Source organism: Sphingobacterium ginsenosidimutans, assembly GCF_039536865.1.
GTDB classification, from domain to species: Bacteria; Bacteroidota; Bacteroidia; order Sphingobacteriales; family Sphingobacteriaceae; genus Sphingobacterium; species Sphingobacterium detergens.
This window is the reverse complement of record NZ_BAAAZK010000008.1, coordinates 273554-291968: the sequence shown is the minus strand read 5'-3', so window position 1 is coordinate 291968 and position 18415 is coordinate 273554. Positions and strand designations below refer to the sequence as shown.

Annotated in this window: 11 protein-coding genes; 8 read left to right on the top strand and 3 right to left on the bottom strand. The window is 40.7% G+C overall.

From position 1 onward, the window contains the following. Nucleotides 1-132 precede the first annotated feature (132 nt). Genes nrdE through ABFX33_RS21620 form a run of 3 tightly spaced genes read right to left on the bottom strand, consistent with a single transcriptional unit; the run spans nt 133 to nt 2874 of the window. Nucleotides 133-2238: a class 1b ribonucleoside-diphosphate reductase subunit alpha gene (gene nrdE, locus ABFX33_RS21630; RefSeq protein ID WP_346088188.1), complete on the bottom strand. Its 2106-nt coding sequence runs from the start codon at nt 2236-2238 to the stop codon at nt 133-135. Beyond that, nucleotides 2198-2605: a class Ib ribonucleoside-diphosphate reductase assembly flavoprotein NrdI gene (nrdI, locus tag ABFX33_RS21625; protein WP_120260225.1), complete on the bottom strand. Its 408-nt coding sequence runs from the start codon at nt 2603-2605 to the stop codon at nt 2198-2200. The genes nrdE and nrdI overlap by 41 nt, the downstream gene beginning before the upstream one ends. A 35-nt stretch (nt 2606-2640) precedes the next feature. Beyond that, nucleotides 2641-2874, bottom strand: a complete 234-nt coding sequence (locus ABFX33_RS21620) for a thioredoxin family protein (protein ID WP_257087106.1) — start codon at nt 2872-2874, stop codon at nt 2641-2643. A gap of 357 nt (nt 2875-3231) precedes the next feature. Between ABFX33_RS21620 and ABFX33_RS21615 the strand changes: the two genes are divergently transcribed. From ABFX33_RS21615 to ABFX33_RS21580, 8 genes are all read left to right on the top strand, one after another. Next, nucleotides 3232-5634 (top strand): S9 family peptidase, encoded by a 2403-nt coding sequence (locus ABFX33_RS21615; protein ID WP_346088186.1) that lies wholly within the window; start codon nt 3232-3234, stop codon nt 5632-5634. A 426-nt stretch (nt 5635-6060) separates the two neighbouring features. Next, the gene (locus ABFX33_RS21610; RefSeq protein WP_120260223.1) at nt 6061-6930 is read left to right on the top strand and encodes an AraC family transcriptional regulator; all 870 of its coding nucleotides are present in this window, start codon (nt 6061-6063) and stop codon (nt 6928-6930) included. Nucleotides 6931-7412: 482 nt separating this feature from the next. After that, on the top strand, nt 7413-10427 hold the full coding sequence (locus ABFX33_RS21605) for a SusC/RagA family TonB-linked outer membrane protein (protein ID WP_346088184.1): 3015 nt from the start codon (nt 7413-7415) through the stop codon (nt 10425-10427). Between the two features lie 52 nt (nt 10428-10479). After that, entirely contained in the window at nt 10480-12105 is a 1626-nt protein-coding gene (locus ABFX33_RS21600) for a RagB/SusD family nutrient uptake outer membrane protein (RefSeq protein WP_346088183.1), read from the top strand. A gap of 189 nt (nt 12106-12294) precedes the next feature. Further along, nucleotides 12295-14106: an aryl-sulfate sulfotransferase gene (locus ABFX33_RS21595; RefSeq protein ID WP_346088181.1), complete on the top strand. Its 1812-nt coding sequence runs from the start codon at nt 12295-12297 to the stop codon at nt 14104-14106. 29 nt (nt 14107-14135) lie between these two features. Continuing rightward, nucleotides 14136-15347: a glycoside hydrolase family 130 protein gene (locus tag ABFX33_RS21590; protein WP_346088606.1), complete on the top strand. Its 1212-nt coding sequence runs from the start codon at nt 14136-14138 to the stop codon at nt 15345-15347. A 146-nt stretch (nt 15348-15493) separates the two neighbouring features. After that, a complete protein-coding gene (locus tag ABFX33_RS21585; RefSeq protein ID WP_346088179.1) occupies nt 15494-16399 on the top strand; it encodes an endonuclease/exonuclease/phosphatase family protein in 906 nt (301 codons plus the stop codon). 42 nt (nt 16400-16441) lie between these two features. After that, nucleotides 16442-18346 (top strand): sodium:solute symporter family protein, encoded by a 1905-nt coding sequence (locus ABFX33_RS21580; RefSeq protein WP_346088177.1) that lies wholly within the window; start codon nt 16442-16444, stop codon nt 18344-18346. Nucleotides 18347-18415: the final 69 nt, after the last annotated feature.

The following is an 18415-nucleotide window of genomic DNA, read 5'->3' as shown; positions in this document are numbered from 1 at the left end:
TTTATTTTAAAGTATTAGGCATTTATTATCATGTATTTGAATTTCTGATCTGTTGATTAAGCCAAAAGTTGCCGATAATTTGGCAACTTTTGACCTATTCACATTATATATCCAAATACAAAAATCTCAAGATTAGGCTGAACAAGAGACACATTCGTCGATGGTCGATTTTCTTGTCCGTGTGTAATAAAGGGATTTTAATCCCAATTTATGTGCATAGATGTAATATCTAGACAAATCTCTTGTGGAGTCTTTCGAATTGGTATGCAAAATTGTAGATACCCCTTGGTCGATATGACGTTGGATGACCGAAATCAATTTCAATACTTTGAACTGATCCATATCATAAGCCGATTTGAAGTAGAAATAGTTATCGTTTGTCAAATATGGCATTGGGTAGTAAGTTGTACTATCACCATATTCACGCACTTCAATAATATCCACAATTGGCATGACCGACGCTGTCGCATTCATGATATAGGAAGTTGATTGATTTGGAGCAATCGCCAAACGGTATGCATGGTAGATACCATATTCTTTGATTTTTGCTTTTAATTCTAACCAATCTTCAACAGTTGGAATGTGTATACCTTCAAACAACTCTGTTACCTTAGCTGTTTTTGGAATGTAATCACGGTTTATGTAATTATTGAAATAAGTGCCATCTGCATAGGCTGATTTCTCAAATCCAACAAATGTTTTTCCACGTTCTTTGGCAATTTCCATGGATGCTTCCAATGAATAGTAGTTCATCATCATGAAGAACGTATTGGCAAAATCCAAGGCTTCATTAGATTCGTACATGATAAAGCTTTTCGCAAGGTAACCGTGTAGGTTCATCGCACCAAGTCCTACAGAGTGCAATTCGCGGTTTGCTTTTGCAATTGAAGGTACCATATCGATGTTGGTTACATCAGTGACCACTGTTAGCGCACGCATTGCTGTTTTCACTGTTTCTTTGATGCGTTTGTTGTCCATCACCGTAGCGATATTCAACGAACCAAGATTACAGGAGATGCCGTAACGGATCGTATCTTGTTTACCGTAGATCTCGATATCGGATACTTGTGATACCTGCATGATCTCAGTACATAGATTGGAGAATTTCACCTGACCAATTTCATTCAAAGCATGTACACGATTGGTGTTTTCTTTGAAGAAGATATAAGGGTAACCTGATTCTTTTTGTGTTTGTGCGATCTTAACCAACAGGTGACGTGCGTTGATTTTTTTCTTTTTGACATTTGGATTGGTGATCAACTCATCGTACATCTTGTCCATATCCATTTCATCCAAGAATTGTCCATACTCTTGCATCACCGTATGTGGGTAGATCAAATAGCAAGGCTCATCTTTCTCCGCTAGTTCCATGAACTTATCCGGAACGATAATACCGATTGAAAGTGACTTGATACGTACTTTTTCGTCCACATTGATTTTTTTACAATCAAGGAACTCTTCAATATCAGAGTGGAAGATATTTAAGTATACTGCTCCAGCACCAGGACGTTGTCCTAATTGATTTGCATAAGAGAAGGTATCTTCCATGATTTTCATGATCGGAAGTACACCACCTGCACGGCCTTCAACACCTTTGATCGCTTCGCCACGTGCACGGATTTTAGAGATATTGAATGAAACCCCGCCACCGATAGAGGATAATTTCATGGCTGAATCAACCGCATAACCGATACCGTTCAGGTTGTCACCAATTTCATCCAAGAAGCAGGATACCAATTCCCCAGAGCGTTTTTTACCTGCATTCAAGAATGTTGGTGTAGCAGGTTGGTACTCTTGGTTGATCATGATCTCGGCGTATTCTATCGCTTTTTTCACACCTTCTTCGCGTGCTAAGAATAGGGATACTGCGACCACACGGTCTTCATAGCGCTCCAAGAATTTTTCACCAGAGTCGTCGCGAAGCGCATAGCTCTGGAAAAATTTAAAGGCTGCCATAAAGGATTCGAAACGGAATTTTTTGGCATACACATAATTGAATACCTCTTCTATTTCTTCAAATGTAAACCATTGGTAAAAATCAATATAATAGTTGTTCTCTATCAAATAGTCTATTTTTTCTTTCAATGTATAAAAGAACACCGTGTTCTTATTTACATATTCCAGGAAATATGCGCGAACAGCTTCTTTATCTTTATGTAAGCTGAACTCGTCATCATGCTTAATCATGATTTCATTATTAAGCAATATCCAGTTTTTTGCTACTTCGTTTGCTACCATCGCAAAAGTTCTTTAAGATGTCAATAAATTGGTTTATGTCTTCCATTGTTCCGGACAGTTCAAATTTGAATGCCAATGGAATGTCGAAATCCTGTGAAATACGATCAGCTGCCAGACCGAAATTTGGTCCCCAGTTGCGGTTGCCACTGGAAGTTACGGAATAGATATTTTTAGCTTCTCGTTTCATGAATTCTTTTGTGTTTTCGGGCACCTGTCCAAAATTCGTGGTAAATGTGACCAAATGGCCCGGCTGATTTACCTCAAGGTCAGCGCTAATTTTATGGATCTGCCAGCCAGTGATCTGTGCGACTTTATCCATAAAACGCTGTACGTTACCCGTTCTGGAATCGTAATAAATGTGTATCATACTGCTGTCTTTAATTTAATGATACCCTCGATTTATTAAAGTGCAATGGCAGCCAATTCTTCTGGTTTAAAGCCAATGATACGGTGTTGAATTTCTTCATCTTCCACTACGATTACTGTTGGTACCGTACGGATTTTGAATTTTGCGGCCAAGTCAGGTTCATCAAAAGGATTAACCGTTTCATATTGGATACCTTTTTGATCCAAATAAGCCGATACTTGTGCACAAGGAGCACAATCGTTTTTCTCAAATTTGATAATTCTTGCCATGTTTGTATGTTTATTTTTTTTATCCAATCTTCGTAGAAAAAGAAAGGTTGTTACTTCGTTGAATTGCCAATTCTTTCATTAGCTTAACAAATATCATATATTTTCTTGCGAAGCGGTAGTTTGACTTTTCCACATTTTGGGTAAAAGTTTGTCATAGGATGCGTTTACTGCTTGTTGGTTGTGTTAAGTACTTGGTGTAGTGGTAGATATGAATGTGGATAACTTTAAATCAAGAAATTTTACCTGTTTTTTACGAAACAATTTAAGTTTAATTTTAGTGTCATAAAACGGCTACAATACTTGGTTTTTTTTCATAAATTTATTACATTTTATTGCCCTAATTTGCAAAATATATTTATGAAGAAGCTATGCTATGGTCTCTTGCTATTATTGTCTCTAAAAGCACAAGCGCAAGAGAATATCACGTTCCAAAAACCGACTTCCGAAATTTTGGCTTTGGCCGATTTTATTCGACCGCCCCAAATAAAAATGTCAAGTGACAACAAGTGGATGTTATTCACTTACCGTTCGACCTATAAGAGCTTGGAGGAACTGGGACAGGAAGAAATGAAATTGGCCGGATTGCGTATCAATCCGCGTACAAATATGGAAAGTTCAACAGTCTTTTACAATAAGATTGGCCTGAAGAAAATCGGAGAACAATTAGAAGAAACGGTGTTTGTTGGAATGCCAGAAAACCCCTCTTTGTCAAATTTTGCATTCTCCCCAGATAATAACCGCTTGGCATTTACCAATACAAATGAATCTGGAACTGCACTGTTTGTATTGGATTTAACAACACGGACAGCGAAACAGTTGACAGCTTATAATCTGAATGCAACATTGGATGCTCCTTTTCAATGGTTGGGCAGTTCAACACGATTGATTATAACGGCGCTGCCAAAGGAAAAAAATGCTTTATTAGATCCTGCCAAGGATCTGCCAACAGGACCGGTGGTGTCCACAAGCGATGGTAAAGTATCCCAACTTAGGACATACCAAGATTTATTGAAGAATCCACAGGACGAACGGAATTTTGAAACATTGGTACAGTCCAATTTACAGTTTGTGGATTTGGAGGGTACAATTTCCAATTTTAAAGATAAAGGTATTTATACAGGAGTATCTTTTTCGCCGAATGGTGCTTATGTCATGGTAACAACAATCACAAAGCCTTATTCTTATGTGGTACCAGCCTCACGTTTTCCACAGCAGACGCGGGTCTATGATCTATCTGGAAAAGAGATTGCACTGGTTAATGAAGTACCACTAACGGAGGTCATGCCTAAAGGATTCTCTTCTACACGTCCGGGCAGACGTTCTTTGCAATGGCGTGATGACCAGCCGGCAACCTTAGCTTATGTTGAAGCGCTGGATGGTGGTGATGCCAACAAACCTGCAGAATTTCGCGATGCACTTTATACATTGGACTTCCCTTATACAGGTGCGGGGAAGCTGATTTTCAAAACTAAGGATCGCTATGCTGGGGTTGTTTGGGGTAACGATAAATATGCATTGGTTTATTCGCAATGGTATGATACCCGTAATGCGAAAACCTTTGTTGTCAATCCTTCCACAGGTGAATCCAAGTTGTTGCATGATCGCAATAGCCAAGATGTCTATAATGATCCGGGTACAGTATATCAGCAAAAAAATGCGCTCGGAACATACAGTATGTATATTGAAAAGGACAAAACTTTGTTTGTGGGTAAGGGTTTTACCAAAGAAGGTGAGTTTCCTTTTGTGGAAGAGTTGGATTTGCAAACGTTAAAGAAAAAACGTTTATATACGGCAGCGGCCTCGGAGCTACAGGAACGGATTGGAGAGATTGTCAATCCAAAAACCGGCGAATTGTTGATCTCGCTTCAATCGGCATCAGTCTATCCAAATTATTACCTGAAAAACATGAAATCAGGCAAACAGGTTGCATTGACAACATTGGAAAATCCATTTAAATCACTTGAAAAAGTTCATAAAGAAATCTTAAACTATAAACGTAAGGATGGGGTAGCGCTTTCGGGTACATTATATCTGCCGGCTGGCTATGATCTGAATAAAAAGGAGAAATTACCCTTATTGATTTGGGCTTATCCAAGGGAATATAAAGACAAAAATACAGCTGGTCAAAGCACGGCGAACCCAAAGGAATTTACTTTTCCAAGCTATGGATCATTTATTTATTGGGTATCAAAAGGCTATGCGGTCTTGGATAATGCCGCATTTCCGATTGTAGGGGAAGGAAAGAAAGAACCGAATGATAGCTTTATTGAGCAATTGGTGGCTAATGCAGAAGCGGCAATTAATGCCGTAGATAAACTGGGCTATATTGATCGAAAAAAGGTTGCTGTGGGCGGGCATTCGTATGGAGCCTTTATGACTGCACACTTATTGTCTAATTCAAAATTATTTGCAGCTGGGATAGCGCGTTCGGGAGCTTATAATAGGACATTAACACCATTTGGTTTCCAAAGTGAGCAACGTAACTTTTGGGATGACCCAGCGCTGTACATGACGATGTCTCCATTTGTCAGTGCTGATCGGATGAAGACGCCATTGCTGCTCATTCATGGTGGAGCGGACAATAATCCAGGAACATTTACCCTACAAACGGAACGTTATTTTCAGGCCCTAAAGAATTTGGGTGCTCCTGTGCGCATGGTGATTTTGCCGCGTGAGGCCCATGGTTATGTCGCGAAGGAGAATATCTTTCACCTCCTATGGGAGCAGGATCAATTCCTTGAAAAATACTTAAAGAACTAGTCGTTGTATTTGAATGATAAAACCTGCATGCTTTGGCGAGTACCAGCCATTATGAAAATTGACTGAAGGTTCTTTCTGATCCATAAATCGGCTATAGGGAGATCATTGATGCCTTAATGGAAAAATAGAATCAATAAAAAACGACAATTCAGAAAAAATAGGCTGTCTCAAGACAGCCTATTTTTTTAACTATCCTATAAGGAGAATAAAGTCTCATCAGGTACTTTCTGACTGTATAAAATGTAGGGTAGTGCGTTTGTGCTGTGTTGTAAGTTGATGATCAATACCTGAATTCCTGGGAGACAATAGGTAAAACCAGTGTATTGTTGCTGAGTTGAAATGTTTCTTGACAGGAAGAAAACATTGATTATGCATATAATTTTAGTTAAGTTTGGGTAATTTACCAAAGGGAAAAAAGAACTGATTATGAGACCTGATATATTTCGAGAAAAATCACCATTGTCCTCTGATGATTGCTTTGTGGTCTTTGACAGGCGAAAATCTTCTTTCACTTTTCCGGTACATATCCATCCTGAATATGAGCTCAACTATGTGGAGGGGGCTTCGGGTGCCCAGCGTATCATTGGTAATTCTGTAGAAACGATCGGTGAGCAGGATCTGGTACTGATTGCGAGTCCGGAGCTTGAACATGCCTGGAAAGATGGTGAATGTCAATCGAATGATATCCATGAAATTACGATACAGTTTCACCCTTCACTTATTGATCAATATCTAGACAAAAAGCAATTTGCAAGTATACAGCAGCTTTTGTCAAAAGCATCGCGCGGTGTTGTATTCGGTAAAGATACAGTTGACCGGGTGCTTCCTTTGCTTCGCATATTGACCTTGGAGCGTGATGGGTTTTATTCAGTCATGAAGTTGCTTGTCCTGCTTTATGAATTATCAAAAGGTGAGGACATCCGTGTATTATCGACAGCGACAAATTCTGTCTTGAGCAATAGTGAGTTGCTTATGGGACGCTTACAGGAATATGTTGTTGCGAATATCAACAAGGAATTGAGTCTGCCTATGGTGGCAGCAATTATGAACATGAGCAAATCGACCTTCTCTCGCTTCCTGAAATCAGCTACAACATTGAATTTTACAGACTACTTACTTGACTTCCGGATCAATATGGCCGTTCGGCTGTTAAAAGAGGAGACTCCAATTGCTGATATTGTCGAGCAATGTGGTTTTAATAGTGTTTCTTATTTCTACCGTGTATTCAAGAAGAAAAAGGGAATAACCCCGATTGAATACAGAAATAGCCTGCGGAAGCAGCAGATGATTATCTAGCGATCTGGCCGCAACCTACTCTTATACTCAGATTCTGAGTACATTTTTTTTAGCATAATGATAGCAATGGGCAAGCAAAGGTAATTTGTCTGACAATGACCATATTGCCTGATAAACGATTGCATAGTGTTGTTCAATACTGTGGAATAATTCAATAGAAATGACTTCAGAGTTCAACGAATTATTGTTGTGTTGTTTTTAATGTGTTGTTTTTCAGTGTATTGAATTTTTCACTGAGCCAGCGCATATTTTCCTAAATCGCCTTTCCTTTTAGGAGCGCGCAATCGTTTGCGTTCGTTTTTGTTAAAGCCCATTTACCTGAAATATGAAGTAAAAGTGCAATACAAATGACCTGATCTTGCTATTCCCGACTTTTCCTTTTCTCTAATTTCGTTCTATAGACCAATAATAGTATACCCAATTAAGTATAGACATATTATATACAATCTATCTATTTATTGTAAACCTTAAATACACAAAATATGAGAAAAACAGCTCTACTGCTTTTACTTTCGGCTTATGGCACATTTGCTTGGGCACAACAATCCCAAAAAGTAAGGGGGAAAGTCCTTGATGCAGATAATAAGCCCGTGGCGGGGGCCACGGTAAACATCAAAGGTAGCACCGGGGGGACAAAAACTGATGCTGATGGCTCGTTTGCGCTTGATGTTCAGAAAGGGAAAACCTTAAAAATTACCTATGTGGGGATGAAGGAACAGGAGATTCTTGTCAATGATGCATCAACTTATAGTATTGTGCTTCAATCAGGAACCGACTTGGATGAAGTTGTTGTTATTGGATATGGTACAGTGAAAAAAAGTGATCTGACGGGCGCTGTAGCATCTGTTACAGGAAAAGATCTACAGGCAAACTTAGCCAAAAGCGCGGCAGGTGCTTTGCAGGGAAGAGTTGCAGGGGTAACGGTATCTAGTGCTAGCGGAACGCCAGGAGCAGGTATGAGTATTAATGTCCGTGGCCTAAGTTCTATGGGGAATAATGCACCTCTTTATGTCATTGATGGGGTATTTGGCGATATCAATATGGTCGATCCCAATGATATTTCTTCACTGGAAGTTTTGAAAGATGCTTCAGCGGCTGCGATCTATGGATCTCGGGCGGCCAATGGTGTTGTTATCATTACCACAAAAGGCGGTAGAAAAGCAACTCCAGCGACTTTAAGCGTAAATGCATACACGGGTATTCAAAGTCTTCCTAAAAAAATGGATTTGATGGATGGCCCACAATGGAAACAGTTTCAACAGGATAACGGGTATCTACCAACGGAAGCGCAAAATCTGAATACGAATACAAATTGGCAAGACGAGGTATTTCATACAGCCCCAGTTAATAAGGTCAACCTAGATATTTCGGGTGGGGGAGAACAGTCTACCTATAGTGTGTCCGGAGGTTATTTAAATCAACAAGGTATTTTGAAGACTACCGGTTATAAAGCATTCAATTTACGTACAAAAAATACCTTCAGTTTTTTTAACAACCACTTACGGGTAGGAAATACCTTTTTGATAAAATCAGGTGACCGAAAATTTTCAGACCTGACCATTACAGATATCTTACGACAAAACGCGCTGGTACCTATTTATGATGCCAATTTAGTTGGAGGATATGCTACTTATGCTCCGTGGATGAAGAACTTGGACAATCCAGTGGGGGTTTTGAACCTATTTAACCGACATGTATATCAGACAGATCTTATGCTCAATGGATATGCTGAAGTAGATTTATTTGTTAAAGGACTGAAATATAAATTAAATGTTGGGGTTAACAAGACAACTGGCAGAAATTATAATAAAGGGGATGCCTATACCTATGGTACCGATGTGCGTAAATCTTTTCTCAATGAAAGCGCATTTTTTAACAATCAATGGTTAGTCGAAAATACATTACATTACGATAACACGTTTGACAAACACACTATTTCAGCTTTAGCGGGTTATTCCGCACAGGAAAATACGAATCGAGGTTTTGGTGTGGGAAGAAATAATCTCCCATTGGGGACTGATGCTATTGATGCCGCTTCTCCAACAGAACAAACGACTTCTGGAAGCCTAAATGAGGCTGCATTGATCTCTCAATTTGGACGGATAATGTATAGTTATGATAGCCGTTACCTACTTACAGCTACAATACGTCGCGATGGTTCTTCCAAATTCGCAGATGGAGCACGATATGGGGTATTCCCGTCTATCGCTTTGGGCTGGAATGTGATGAATGAGAAATTCTTCGAAACAGCAAAAGGTACAGTTAATGAATTTAAACTACGTGCTAGTTATGGTCGACTAGGTAATCAGGAAATTGCAAATTACACTACACAACGGATAACTACTTACGGTATCAATTACTTACAAGGTGGTACCTGGTGGCAGGGAGCAAGTACAGGCATTAACTGGGTTTCGCCTCGAAACCTGACTTGGGAAGAAACTGCGACAAGCAATATTGGATTGGATTTAGCATTTATGCAAAAGAAATTGAACATCAGTGCTGATTATTACGTACGTGAGACCAAGAATATTCTTTTAGGTATCAATCAACCTCCTTCCGCTGGACTTAAAGGAACACCAGTAATGAATGCGGGAACAATTAGCAATAAAGGTTTTGAGTTATTAGCGACATACAAGAATTCTGTTGGAGAATTGAACTATAACATTGGCGTGAATGCTTCTACGGTGAAAAATAAAGTGAAAGCAGTTACAGTAGGTAATGTTCAGGAATTTGGTGGCTATAATCCACAAGGTGAGGGAACAATTACTTGGGCCAAAGTTGGTTATCCAATTGGCGGTTTCTGGGTGATTCAAACCGATGGACTTTTCCAGTCAGATGCAGAAGCACAAGCCTATAAATCAGCAGATGGCAAAGTAATTCAACCAAATGCTGCTGCCGGGGACATCAAATTTGTAGATTATAACAAAGATGGTCGTATCGACAATAATGACCGCCAGTATGTTGGTAGCCCTTTTCCAAGTCTTGCCTATGGTATTCGAGGAGGTCTAGATTATAAAGGATTCGATATGGCTGTCTTTTTTGATGGTATGTACGGTAATAAGATTTATAATTATACACGAGCTCGCATGGAACAAACCAACGAAGTGAATAATCATTCCGCTCGTTTATTAGAGTCTTGGACACCCAGCAATACGAATACCGACATTCCTCGTTACACTAGACAGGATCCAAATGACAATAAGCGCCGGGTCAGTGACCGTTGGATTGAGAGCGGAGCTTTCTTCCGTTTAAAAACTATTGAAGTAGGATATACATTGCCAGCCCAATGGCTAAGTAAGGCTACTTTGAAAAATGCACGCGTATTTCTGGCTGGGGACAATTTGTTTACAGTGACAAAATATAAAGGCTATACACCAGATTTAGGTCAAAGTAATGGTGATAATGGAACACCATCGGGTGTATTAACAGCTGGTACAGATCATGGCCGTTTTCCATTGGCACGAACCATTATGTTTGGTGTCCAAGCTAATTTTTAACGGATAATCGATCTGTTATATAAATAAATTTTATGTTTTAAATACGATATAGATGAACTTTTCAATAAAAAAATATACGGTTATAGCAGCGTCCTTGTTGTTCTTAGGAGGTTGCAAGTCAGATTTTTTGGATCGCACCAATCCTAATTTACCTATTGAGGAAACCTATTGGAGAATTGAATCCGATGCTCAATCTGCCATGGCTACTATTTATTCGCCAATTCGCTCACAAATGTCAGGCTATTACGGAGCATATGGTGGTTATCAAACGATGAATAGGGCGGATGATATGTGGTTTCTCAGTGGTGAAGAAGCATTTACCTGGGAATATATCAATTTTCTCAATTCGGCAGGTACACCAGAGAGCGATTTCGGTAGCTTATATAATGGGATAAACAGAGCGAATGTATTTTTGAAAAATATTCCACGTGTTTCGATGGATGAAAACAGGAAGAAGGAATTGATCGGGGAAGCGAGCTTTTTAAGAGGAATGTATTATTTCCTGCTGGCCGCAAATTATGGTGATGTGCCTTTGAGATTGTTGCCAACAGATGATGATCCAGATGGTGCGAGCAAGCCTTCCGCTGCCGAAGCCGAAGTATGGAAACAGGTTATTGCAGATTTTAAAATAGCGAAGGACAATCTACCGCTAACACGATCTGCAGCCGAAGCTGGCCGAATTACAAAGGGGGCAGCGATTGCCTATCTAGGTAAGGCACTTGTATACACCAAGCAGTATGCTGAGGCGGAAGCCGAACTGAAAACCTTATTGACAGCACCCTATACTTACGATTTGACGACTAATTTTGAAGATAATTTCAAGGAAACAACCAAGCTTAATAAAGAGTCAGTTTGGGAAATAGTCTACGATAGCAAATTTGGAGGAGATGGAAATTGGGGTGTAGATTGTGCTTCTTGTGCAATGGGGTTTGTTCTACCTAATTTTGCTGGACCAGATGGTACAGGTGCTTGGTTTAAATTAATGCCGGGGGCAGCTGTCGTTCGTGATTTTATTTCCGAAGAGCGTCCTGCAGGCTCTGACACGCGCTTTGATAAAAGAATGTATACGAGTTTCTTTTGGAAATATTCTGATTATGAAACAGGGCTTACCGATGGAGCTTGGTTTGGTAATCAATCTTTCGACCTTATGTGGAGCAATGCTGGACCTAAACGTCAACGCGGTGAACCTACTTTCCCGGCAATTGATGGTAAAACCGGACGTTTCCTAATTAAGAAATATACTAACTTTTATAGAAATGTCTCCGGAGCGAATAGTATGTATGACGCCGCTAACCGGAATAATAACCTTCGCGTATTCCGTTTTGCTGAAGTATTGTTGTTGCATGCCGAAGCCTGTGCAAAAAATGGAAACACAGCCGGAGCTGCATCTAGTTTGAAGCGTGTTCGTGATCGTGCGGGTCTAGCAAATAAAACATGGGCTAATGCCGATGAGTTGATGAAGGAAGTGATCAAACAAAATGAGCTGGAATTTTTCTTCGAAGGACATCGCTTTTTCGATTTAAAACGCTGGTATACACCAGTACAAATGAAACAGATCTTTGTCGATAATAAAAAGCAGGGTGCTAATAATTTCCAGCCTAAGCATTACTATTTACCGATTCCAGAAGCTGAAATCAATACAAATTCAAAAATTCAGCAGCATCCATTGTGGCGATAGGTGTGAGATAGCGTATGGCTTCGGTTGACACTGAACATGGCAAGTTATCTAATTAAAAATGTCCCCCAAAAAGCAGTAATTGATAGTATAATACTGCATACATAAACCTAAATTTTTCTCCAGCAGCAGCATTCCTGCTGCTGGAATATTAGAGAAGCTCGAATTTAACGACATAAACGTATGATAGCAATGAGAAAAATAGGTAGTACTTTTACAGATTTGTTCTTATATGGAGCAACCTTAGTGTTGCTGTTTGTTTCTTGTAAGAAAGATCGGGAGACAGCAGTAGAATCAACAGCTAAGCTTTCCCTAGATGTAAAGGTCAAGGATGGCGAATTGCTACTGGACGTCACGAAGAAAGTGGATGAGTATATCTTCAATTTTGAAAAAGGAAGTATAAACATTCCATTGGCGGATATTTCAAGAATAGAACCTGAACTGACCCGCTGGCGTACTGATCTGACGTTCAGTGACGGTTCCAAATTGGTCGTTCCGACGAAAGGTACATCACTCGATTATATTATTGAAAAGATCAAGCTCAATCCCTCAGGGTATAATCCGTTGGCGGCGATGGTTGATGTGTGGTTACCTACTTATGGTCGTGTGAAGGTGACCGTGAAAGGAAAAAATGGAGCTGCGGGTGCAATTACACATTTGTGCCATACCGATATTCCGCGACAAAGTGTGCCTGTGCTGGGCTTATATCCTGATCACGATAATGTTGTCGATCTGATTTTTACCGATCGGGAAGGCAATGAAAGAGGGAAAACGACGATACATATCCAGACTGCGGCATTGAGTCTGCAGGATTTTCCAAGGTGGAAGATTGTAAAAGCCCAAGCCGGTAAAATGGAACCGGGTGTCAATCTGGTTCATTATCCAGGTCAGAGCGAAGCCGATGTTTCACTTCCTTATATGATCGATCAGGAAGGGGAATTGCGCTGGCTTCTGCAGCTCAAATCATCTCCCGAACTAAATCGACTCTCTTACTCCATTGGCCTCAAACGTACTAAAAGTGGAACTTTTATTGCGGGTGACCAGGCGCAGCAAAGGGTAGTGGAAATTGATATGTTCGGTAATCTGAAGCGGGAATGGGATCTTGCTAAACTAGGATTTGGATTTCATCATGAAATTACAGAGGCTGCCAACGGAAATTTTTTAATAACTGTCACAAAAACAGCCGCACGTTTGGTTAATGGTGAACCCCGTATCAATGACTTTATCGTTGAATTGAATCCCCAAACAGGGAGTTTAGTCAATGAATGGGATCTGGCCAAGCAACTGGATACTACCCGTTACGTAAAACCCGACGGTATTACTCCTCCTGCATTTTCACAGACGGCAAATAACTGGGCACACAACAACTCCATTGCCGAAATAGGAAATGACTTGTTGGCGACCTTACGTTATCAGGGTATTGTGCGTTTTAATCACGCAGGACAGACTCAATGGATGATTTCACCACATAAATTCTGGGGTGCCAATTATCAATCGTTGTTGCTGAAACCTATTGCCGAAGATGGTACAGTTATTACCGATCCTGCTGTCATCAATGGTGATGCAAGCATCGCGGGATTTGACTGGCCCTGGGGCCCTCATACACCAGTGGCACTTTCCGAAGATCGTATTTTAGTCTTTGATAATGGCTATAATCGAAGCTGGATCCCCAATTTTGGAACGGGTGTAAATAATTATAGCCGAGTGGTCGAATATAAAATTGATGCGGCCAAGAAAACAGTGCAACAACTTTGGTCCTATGGTAAGGAAAGAGGTGCAAATGCATTTTCTCAAGCTTTATCGGGGGTACAATACCTGCCGCAGACCGGTAATATTTTGTTTTTCCCAGGTATGGGGGTAAAAACAAGCATAGGAACCGGAGGCCGTGTGATGGAAATCGATCCGAAGACAAAGGAAGTTTTGTTTGAACTTGAAATAGCTACCGGTAGCGGAACAGCATTTCACAGGGTAACACGTATACCACTTTATCCAACGAATTTATAAATAACTATTTTTTGAACTTACGCAATTTTATGTCCGAATCCTTTGAACGCCAAAAAGCTTATATTATCGAAACACAACGTTTATTATTAGAAAAAGCAAACGTTGGATTATCCAGTCCGGGAAGAATTGTTACACGCTATTTTAATCCTGTTGTCACCAAAGAACATATTCCGCTTACCTGGCGTTACGATTTCAATCCATTGACAAATCCTCATTTTTTGGAACGAATTGCCTTCAACTCAACTATGAATGCTGGAGCAATCTATTGGAAAGGAAAGTACCTGCTATTCGTTCGTGTGGAGGGCGTAGACCGAAAGTCTTTCTTTGCAATTGCCGAAAGTGACAATGGAATAGATCAATTTCGCTTCTGGGATCATCCAGTCTCACTTCCGGATTCGGAATCTGATGAAACCAATGTCTATGATCTTCGGCTTACGGCACATGATGACGGCTGGGTCTATGGAATTTTCTGCAGTGAACGACGTGCGTCTGATGCTGCTCCAGGCGATCTTTCTAGTGCCGTCGCTTCTGCCGGGATCATTCGGTCAAAAGATCTGATACATTGGGAACGTCTCCCTAATTTAAAGGCGGACAGTCAGCAACGCAATGTGGTGCTGCATCCTGAGTTTGTGCAAGGAAAATACGCGTTTTATACACGCCCCCAGGATGATTTTATTCTGGCAAAAAGTGGTGGTGGTATTGGATGGGCCTTGGTGGAGGATATCACCAAAGCTGTTATCCAGGAGGAAAAGATTATTAATAAACGTTCCTATCATACGATAAAGGAGCTTAAAAATGGGGAGGGACCGGCGCCACTACGGACGGAGAAAGGCTGGTTGCACCTTGCACACGGAGTCAGGGGTACTGCAGCGGGCTTACGTTATGTATTATACCTCTATCTCACGAGCCTAGCGGATCCAAGTGAATTAATTGCAGAGCCTGCGGGTTATCTCATGGCTCCCGAAGGTGAGGAAAGGGTGGGAGATGTTTCCAATGTGCTTTTTTGTAACGGTTGGATTATGGATGCAGATGGTACCGTGTATATTTATTACGCCTCCAGCGATACGCGGACACATGTTGCAGTTTCTTCTGTGACGAAATTGCTGGATTATTGCCTGAATACACCAGCGGACGGACTTCGCTCAGCGGAATCATTGCGTAAGGTGATTAATCTGATTGATCATAATATGCACTATATAAACAATAAGAGTCGGGGCGGGGTTGGTCATCTTTCACAATAATACTCGATCTGGAAGAAATACAAAGTGTACCCGAGTTAAAGGAAATGATCGTAAATTGTATGCCTAAAATAGTATGCTTAGCGCACGTTATGCAAAGGCGCGATGAAATATATGATAACAAAATGTGCAATGAAAAAACCAATGCTATGTTAAAGAATGTTTGTGTTAGAATTCTCGCTTTGATCAGTCTTTTCAATTTGGCGTTTTCTGTGCGGGCTCAAGAATCGGGTACCTTAAAAATTATCTCTTATAATATCTGGAATGGTTTTGAGAAGCAACAGGATCGAAAGGATAAATTTAGTGATTGGATGCGAAAAGAGCAGCCTGATATTGTGGCATTGCAGGAACTGGTCGATTTTAAGCAAACAGATCTCGCGCAATTGGCTAAAACATATGGGCATACTTACACGGTTTTGTTAAAAGAGCAAGGTTACCCTGTCGGTATTTCCTCACGTTATCCGATCAGACTTGTAAAAGCACAAGTAGATCAGTTTTGGCATGGGATGCTGCATGTGAAGATCAAAAATTTAGATCTTATCGTAACACATCTAAGCCCTTTTTCCTGGAAATATCGGCTTGGAGAGGCAAGACAAATTGTGGAATATGTAAAGAATAATCGCCTGGACAGTTGTATTATTATGGGAGACCTAAATGCCTATTCCCCATTGGACGCCATTTGGCTAGAAACACAATCTGTATTGAAGACAAATTTGATGAAATGGGATCAGGAGCATCCACAGTATGGCAATATGAACGGCGGTAGATTTGATTATCGTGTATTATCAACTTTTCTGGCTGCCGGTTTTGACGATTGTATCGGACGGTATGTCTTTCCTGAAATCAGACGTGCCAGCTACCCCGCAGCGACGCTTTACAATTGGAAATGGGGAGACTCCCGGTTGGCTGGTGTTTCCGAACGTCTTGATTATATCTTGTTGTCTGACCCTTTAGCATCTCATGTGAAGCAGGTGCAAGTTCATAATGGTCCTGCACTGGAGGGGATATCTGATCACTACCCTGTTTCGGTCGTGATTGATCAATTGGAGAAATAGAAATATAATTGTAGATTGCGGATGACCACGAAAAGAATATTCATGGAAATTTCCGTAATAGATATAGTTATCATCGTCAGTTATTTGCTTGCGATGATTGTAATCGGTTTGATCCTTAAAAAGCGAGCCGCCAAGAATCTTGATTCCTATTTTTTAGGCGGAAAAACGCTTCCCTATTACATGCTCGGTATTTCTGATGCATCGGGCATGTTTGACATCTCAGGAACCATGTGGATGGTCTACCTTGCTTTTGTATATGGCTTAAAAAGCATGTGGATCCCTTGGTTATGGCCTGTTTTTAATCAGATTTTTTTGATGGTCTATTTGTCGGTCTGGCTGCGGCGATCCAATGTCCTTACCGGAGCAGAATGGATCCGTACTCGTTTTGGTCATGGTCGGGGAGCTGATGGGGCCTATACCATCGTCATTCTATATGCCATTGTTGCGGTAATGGGTTTTTTGTGTTACGGCTTTATCGGGATAGGGAAATTCATGGAAGTTTTTTTTCCATGGGAACAGGTATCTCGCTTTATTCCATTGACGATTGATCCAGCGATGGCTCCTCAATTGTATGGTATTTTCTTTACAGCGATTACGACTTTTTACGTCATGCTTGGTGGGATGCACAGTATTGTGTGGGCAGATATGGTCAAGTTTGCTATTATGATTATTTCGGGGATTGCCATCGCTGTTATAGCCATGCAGCAGGTTAGCCCTGAACTATTGGCGGCAAACACACCGGAAGGATGGGATTCACCTTTTTTCGGCTGGCAATTGGATTTGGATTGGAGTACTTTACTTCCCTCCATCATGGATCGGATCGCCGATGATCAATATAATCTTTTCACGGTATTTGTCATGATGATGTTATTTAAAGGGATATTTATGAGCATGGCAGGACCGGCTGCCAACTATGACATGCAGAAGATACTGGCCTGTAGATCCCCTAAAGAGGCGGCCTTAATGAGTGGTTCGGTGTCGGTCATTCTACTTATCCCACGGTATCTAATGATTATGGGGTTCACGGTATTAGCGCTTGTGTTTTTTCGGGATGAATTTGCACATATGGGCAATCAGATGGATTTTGAAATTATTCTGCCGAAAGCTATCAGCCGCTTCGGCAAGGTTGGGTTGACGGGGCTATTGCTAGCTGGGCTATTGGCGGCATTCATGTCTTCATTTGCTTCAACGGTAAATGCTGCTCAGGCTTATCTGGTAAATGACGTGTTGTTGAAGTTTATGTACCGGTCTGCTTCATCCAAAAAGCAGATCCGTCTGAGTTATGTTGTATCAATCACTGTGGTCGTCTGTAGCACTATTATTGGCTTATATGTGCAGAATATAAATTCCGTTTTACAATGGATTGTCTCCGCCTTATATGGCGGTTATATTGCCGCAAACGTATTGAAATGGCATTGGTGGCGTTTTAATGGTGCCGGATTTTTTTGGGGAATGCTAGCAGGTATATTCGGAGCGATTATATTACCGCAGGTTTTTCCGGATACACTGCCACTGTATTTCTTTCCTTTTTTGTTTGTCCTATCTTTATTGGGTTGTTTTGCAGGAACATGGTTATCCCGACCCACCGAAGAGGAAGTGTTGGTAGACTTTTATGTGCGTGTGCGTCCTTGGGGATTGTGGGCCCCAATTCATCAAAAAGCCCTAGCGAAATATCCGGATCTCAAGAAGAATGATCATTTTAAACGGGATATGGTCAATGTGGTCGTTGGCATTGTATGGCAATGTTGTCTGACCTTGGTGCCCATGTATATTGTGATCAAACAAGGACAAGGCTTACTCGCAACAATCTTGATATTAGGTATTACTACACTTATACTGAAAAAGAACTGGTATGATAAAATGAATCGTGATGAGGAAGAGTATAATGCCTTTATGGTAAAGTATGGGTTGAATAAAACAACTAAGACCGCTATAGAAAAGACGTAATTGATTAACCATACGAACTGCTTTTTGACTATATAAAAGCCTTTCGATCCTATAAAAATAGGCTACCCG

Excerpts from the sequence above, each read along its gene's own strand:
- nrdE (WP_346088188.1), bottom strand. The coding sequence starts at position 2,238 with ATGGTAGCAAACGAAGTAGCAAAAAACTGGATATTGCTTAATAATGAA.
- nrdI (WP_120260225.1), bottom strand. The coding sequence starts at position 2,605 with ATGATACACATTTATTACGATTCCAGAACGGGTAACGTACAGCGTTTT.
- ABFX33_RS21620 (WP_257087106.1), bottom strand. The coding sequence starts at position 2,874 with ATGGCAAGAATTATCAAATTTGAGAAAAACGATTGTGCTCCTTGTGCA.
- ABFX33_RS21615 (WP_346088186.1), top strand. The coding sequence starts at position 3,232 with ATGAAGAAGCTATGCTATGGTCTCTTGCTATTATTGTCTCTAAAAGCA.
- ABFX33_RS21610 (WP_120260223.1), top strand. The coding sequence starts at position 6,061 with ATGAGACCTGATATATTTCGAGAAAAATCACCATTGTCCTCTGATGAT.
- ABFX33_RS21605 (WP_346088184.1), top strand. The coding sequence starts at position 7,413 with ATGAGAAAAACAGCTCTACTGCTTTTACTTTCGGCTTATGGCACATTT.
- ABFX33_RS21600 (WP_346088183.1), top strand. The coding sequence starts at position 10,480 with ATGAACTTTTCAATAAAAAAATATACGGTTATAGCAGCGTCCTTGTTG.
- ABFX33_RS21595 (WP_346088181.1), top strand. The coding sequence starts at position 12,295 with ATGAGAAAAATAGGTAGTACTTTTACAGATTTGTTCTTATATGGAGCA.
- ABFX33_RS21590 (WP_346088606.1), top strand. The coding sequence starts at position 14,136 with ATGTCCGAATCCTTTGAACGCCAAAAAGCTTATATTATCGAAACACAA.
- ABFX33_RS21585 (WP_346088179.1), top strand. The coding sequence starts at position 15,494 with ATGTTAAAGAATGTTTGTGTTAGAATTCTCGCTTTGATCAGTCTTTTC.
- ABFX33_RS21580 (WP_346088177.1), top strand. The coding sequence starts at position 16,442 with ATGGAAATTTCCGTAATAGATATAGTTATCATCGTCAGTTATTTGCTT.